The following is a 4,636-nucleotide window of genomic DNA, read 5'->3' as shown; positions in this document are numbered from 1 at the left end:
GCAATAGGGGCCAGTCTGGGCGGGCAGCCAGTTCTGTGGTTGCTCCGTCTGCCTCTGCCCTAGCGTGCTTCGACGACCTGCTTGATCGCTGCGAGAGTCTCGGGAATGCCGGTCTGCGCAGATGCTGTCCGTGCGGCGATCTCCTCGGATGCCCGTGCACCGTACTTCTCTGCGAAGAACTCCTGCCCCTCCGGCAGGAACTCCCATGATTCGGTGAGCAGTGTGCCTCCATCCGCATCCTGCATACTGTAGGTCCAGTTGACTCGGCCGGGTCCCACGCTCCATCCGAAAGCCCGCCCTTCGTCGGCGACGACTACACGACTGCGAGTCTGCCACTCACGGTCAGGGGTGACGTTGCGCCCGGTGAACCAAGCTCCTACTCGTGGACCATCGCCTTCGTCCCACCAGCACTCTCGGCAGATCGGTGACCACTCTCCAGTCCGAGTCACGTCCGCAACAGTCCTGTAGACCGTCATGGGGTCGGCGTCGATGTGGATGGAATCTGCGAAGGTGAGAGACTCGGTCATGCTGGTGATCCTAGCGACCTCCGGACGCGCGCGGGCGATCTCTCAATCGGTGGTCGGGCAAGTACTTCGACCGGTCCGCAGTCAGTCGCCGGCGCTTCCTGTGACGCGATCGAAAACGGCGTCGAGAGCGGATGCCAGGGACTTGCGGTTGGCCTTGTCCATCCACTCGTTATTGAGCATTTCGTTGAGGCCGCCCGGGGTTTCGTGAGCTGCGACCAGGTCGTCGATGGGGTCGGTGGTCTGGGCGAGAGTGGTGCCGAGACCGACGAACTGGCCGCGGATGAAGTGATCGGCATCCGCCTGGTCCCAACCGCGAGCGACGAGCCAGGCCCTGATCGTCTGCAAGAACGCGAAATGCGCCGACATCGTCGCGGTCACTGCCGAGAGCGTGGAGAACATCGTCTCATCGGCCGCGGTCACCGATCCGCCGAGGTGGTTCAGCAGCTCTTCGACCGCGTCATTGGCCGGGTACACAGCGGTGACTCCCTTGCGCTCGCGGACGGCGGGCAGAGGGATGACGCGCACGATCGTCGGGGAATGCGGAAGGTTGGCCTTGAGCGTGATCGTTGAGACGCCGGCAACGGCGCTGACCAGAATCTTCTCTGCCGGGATGTCGAGATCGTCCAGGACTGCGTCGGTCTGCTGCGGCAGGACCGCGAGGACGATGAGGTCGCTGCGGTCGACGACGTCCTGATTGCTCCGACAGACCGTGGCAGACTCGATGGACTCACTGAGTTTCGCTGCACGGTCGGCATTGCGTGTGGAGAGGAAGATCTGGAGGTCGGCTTTCGCCTCGCTGTCTGCAAGGCCTTCGACCATCGCCGAGGCGATCTCTCCGACTCCGATGAATCCGATGCGTGTCATGTGCTCCTCCTTGAGTGGCGTGTCCCTGTTCGCATTGTGTCATTGACTCAATGGTCCGGGTGCGGGGACCTCGAAAGGGAGGTGAGCTGCCGTGCGTCCAAACAACCCGACGGCGGCGCAGATACCTCGCGCGAGGTATCTGAGCCGCCGTCGGATAGTAATTCGAGCGGGGCGGATTCACTCGAATTCGGTGAGCACCGCCTCGGCGACGGCGGCGACCAGGGCCGGTCCGTCCTCAGATTCGGGGTCGTCGGTTTCTGTCATCACGGAGATGACGATGGGTTCGCGATCAGGAGGTGTCACCACTGCGATGTCGTTCTGAATGGCGTCCGAGTGTCCCGATTTGTCTCTGACCACCCAGCCTTCGGGAGCGCCGGCGCGGATGAGGGGATCGCCCGTCTCATTTGCCGACATCCAGTCGAGAAGCACCCTGCGATCATCGTCCGAGAGTCGGTCCGGGGCGAGGAGTCCCTGCAGGCTGGCGGTGAATGCGGCCGGGGTGGTGGTGTTGTCCGTGCTGCCCTCCTCGACGTCGTTGAGCTCCGGCTCTTCGTCGGTGACCTCGGTCGTCGAGTCACCGTCCTTCTCCATGGCGTCGTCGAGAGCCTCTGGTCCGCCAAGCTCATCAAGCACAATGTTCATCGCCAGGTTGTCGCTGACCCTCAGCGCGCTCTCGGCCACATCTTCCAGTGGCAGCCCGTCGTCGACGTGCTTCTCCGTCACCGGTGTCCATCCGGCTTCATCGACATCGGCCTGAGTCCAGGTCACGTTCTTCTCAAGCTCTTTCGGCGTCGTGCGATCGAGGAGTTCGGCGACGGCGAAGACCTTGAGCGAGGAAGCGAAGCCGAAGCGCTCGTCTGCACGGTGGTCAACTGATTCGCCGGACTCGGTATCGAGCGCGCTGACTCCGACTCTCGCGTCGTAGCGGTCTTCGAGGCGTTTGAGCTGGTCTTTGACCTGTTGGTTGTCGGTGACGTCTTTTGAGCTGGTTGAGGTTTCGGCCTGATTGCTGGATCGGTCAGACGACTGAGTTTCACTCGGAGCACAGGCGGCTAGTGTCACAGCGGTCAATGTTGACAAAGCGAGAAGCTGCAGAGTTTGTGTGGTCATCGAATCGTTCCGTTCTCTCCCTGCGGGAGGCCATCTGAAGTAGATCTTCGGGCAAGCACCATCTCCCGTTCGACTTGCTTGTGATGCTTGCTGTTGAAACAGTCTTGTCCGCATCCGCCATACAGTCGAAGACTGAAACGTCCGCTCTCATGCCGATCGCGCATACCATGAGGTGATGGACCTGGTAGACGCCTGTCGAACATTCACCGCTGTCAGCGAACTCGGCAGCATGACACTTGGTGCTGCGGCCGCTGGGATCCCGCAGCCCGTGGCCAGCCGGCGCATCGCCGGGCTCGAGAAGCAGCTCGGTGCACGGCTTCTCGAGCGGACCGGGCGAGGAGTGAGTCTTACGCCGTTCGGCCGCGACATGCTCGTCCCGGCTTCGCGTCTCGTCGAGCTGGCCGACGAGATGCTGCTCGGAGCTGACCGTGCGAAACTGCGGCCGGTCTCTCTCGCAGTTCCGATGAACTGCTCCACACGAAACCTTGCGGTTTTGGCGGCTTCGATGAAGGACCGGGGGCTGCGGGTCGACTTCCACCCGGGAGCGCCGGGCCGACGAGTCGACGAACTCGCTGGGAGACGAGTGCGCGCGTCCCTGCAGACCGTTCCTGTAGACGAAGGCACATGGGCCGTCCCATTGGGATGTGCTCATCGCTCCCAGCTTATGGCTCCGGTGCGGATCGCTGACTTGCGGAGATCCCGTGCGCGGGTTCCCGGTTATCCCCTCGAACTCGCAGGTCGATGTTTGCGAGTGTCGAGCGAGGACAACGTCCCGCACATCCGCGACCGGATCCGTCGGTCCGCCGAGACCGCAGGTCTGCTCCCGTACCAGGTCATCGTGGACACCTCAGGCCCTGACGCGGTCGCGGGAGTCCTCAGCGACGGTGATCTGCTGCTCTGCAGCGAAGCGGAAGCCGCGGACCTGGACCTTCCCTGGGTGCCGCTCATCGATCCGGTCATCTCTCGGGGCTATACATTGACGGCCGGCTCGGACGAAGACATCGCACTGTTTGCCGACTTCGCCGAGGAATTCGCAGATTGCCTCGGCGGTTCGAGCCTCGCAGGCTTGAGACAGCCAGGCTCGGCGGCTGTGAGGACACACACGACGACGAATAGAGCCGCCTCGGCGAGGGGATCGGGAATCGGACGATCGACGTGAGGAATGGATTGAGCGAGCGGAAGAAGGTCGTCGAAGCGGTCGGTGCGGAGCTTGAGAGCGCGGGCTTGCGCGCCCGGATCATCGCACGCGATCTCGACTCGCACGCAGAAGTCGTACTGTCGCCCGAAGGGGCGGTGCCGTTGGCCTCATTGGTCAAGGTGCCCATCGCCCTGGCGGTGCTCAACCGAATCAAGGCGGGCGAGCTCGCTGCCGACGAACAGATTCGGGTCGAACCTGCTGCGACCGACACTGCGAGCCCGACGGGCGCGGCACGATTTCGGCATCCGGCACGGATCGCAGTCGAGGATCTGCTCACTCTAGCCGTATGCTTCAGTGACAATACTGCCGCCGACGCTCTGCTCGACATCGTTCCTGCGCGCGATGTCCAGAGAGATCTCGAGGATATGGGGCTGCGTGGCATGGATGTCCGACACCGGCTCGACGCATTGGAGTCGACCCCGTTGGAGAGCCTCGACCGGTCTGAAGCACATCTCGCGTACGATCTCGCACAGACGCGGCCTCCCCACGGAGACGGGCATCGGATCTGGCAGCTTGATGTCTCCCGGGCCAACTCCGGCACCGCCCGCAGCCTGATGGACCTACTTGCTGAGTTGTGGCGGCCCGAACGTGTTGATCCCGGCGTCGCCGCACGGCTGCGGGAACTCATGTCCGGAAACGTCGTGCGTCACCGCATCGCCCCTGACCTGATGTCTGATTCGGCTCAGTGGTCGTCGAAGACTGGCACACTGCTCCACCTCAGACACGAGATCGGCGTCGTCGACCACGCAGACGGTCAGTCGATCGCGGTTGTCGTGCTCAGCGAATCGAGCAATCCCGCTTCGGTTCAGCCCGCCGCGGAGGCTGCTCTCGGTGCCGCTGCCCGTGCCCTTCACGATCTGCTGAGGTGAGGGGAACGTCGGTCCGCAGACACTCTTTCCCGCCCAGAACTACCTGACGGCGGCTCAGCAACCTCGCG

5 protein-coding genes are annotated in these 4,636 nt (G+C 63.3%); 2 read left to right on the top strand and 3 right to left on the bottom strand.

Translation table 11 applies throughout. From position 1 onward, the window contains the following. Positions 1-59: 59 nt before the first annotated feature. From ACSBQT_RS17775 to bla, 3 genes are all read right to left on the bottom strand, one after another. Positions 60-527, bottom strand: a complete 468-nt coding sequence (locus ACSBQT_RS17775) for an SRPBCC family protein (protein WP_435002200.1) — start codon at positions 525-527, stop codon at positions 60-62. Between the two features lie 81 nt (positions 528-608). Then, positions 609-1,391 (bottom strand): NAD(P)-binding domain-containing protein, encoded by a 783-nt coding sequence (locus ACSBQT_RS17770; RefSeq protein WP_435002199.1) that lies wholly within the window; start codon positions 1,389-1,391, stop codon positions 609-611. Between the two features lie 177 nt (positions 1,392-1,568). After that, positions 1,569-2,501, bottom strand: a complete 933-nt coding sequence (bla, locus tag ACSBQT_RS17765) for a class A beta-lactamase (protein WP_370036516.1) — start codon at positions 2,499-2,501, stop codon at positions 1,569-1,571. 175 nt (positions 2,502-2,676) lie between these two features. Between bla and ACSBQT_RS17760 the strand changes: the two genes are divergently transcribed. Then, complete coding sequence (locus ACSBQT_RS17760) at positions 2,677-3,660, top strand: LysR family transcriptional regulator (protein ID WP_435002198.1); 984 nt, start codon at positions 2,677-2,679, stop codon at positions 3,658-3,660. An 8-nt stretch (positions 3,661-3,668) separates the two neighbouring features. After that, on the top strand, positions 3,669-4,568 hold the full coding sequence (locus ACSBQT_RS17755; RefSeq protein ID WP_435002197.1) for a serine hydrolase: 900 nt from the start codon (positions 3,669-3,671) through the stop codon (positions 4,566-4,568). The last annotated feature ends 68 nt before the right edge of the window (positions 4,569-4,636 follow it).

Source organism: Brevibacterium sp. H602 (genome assembly GCF_051172395.1).
Taxonomy (GTDB): Bacteria; Actinomycetota; Actinomycetes; order Actinomycetales; family Brevibacteriaceae; genus Brevibacterium.
The sequence above is the reverse complement of the archived record's forward strand: the minus strand, read 5'-3'. Positions and strand labels throughout refer to the sequence as shown.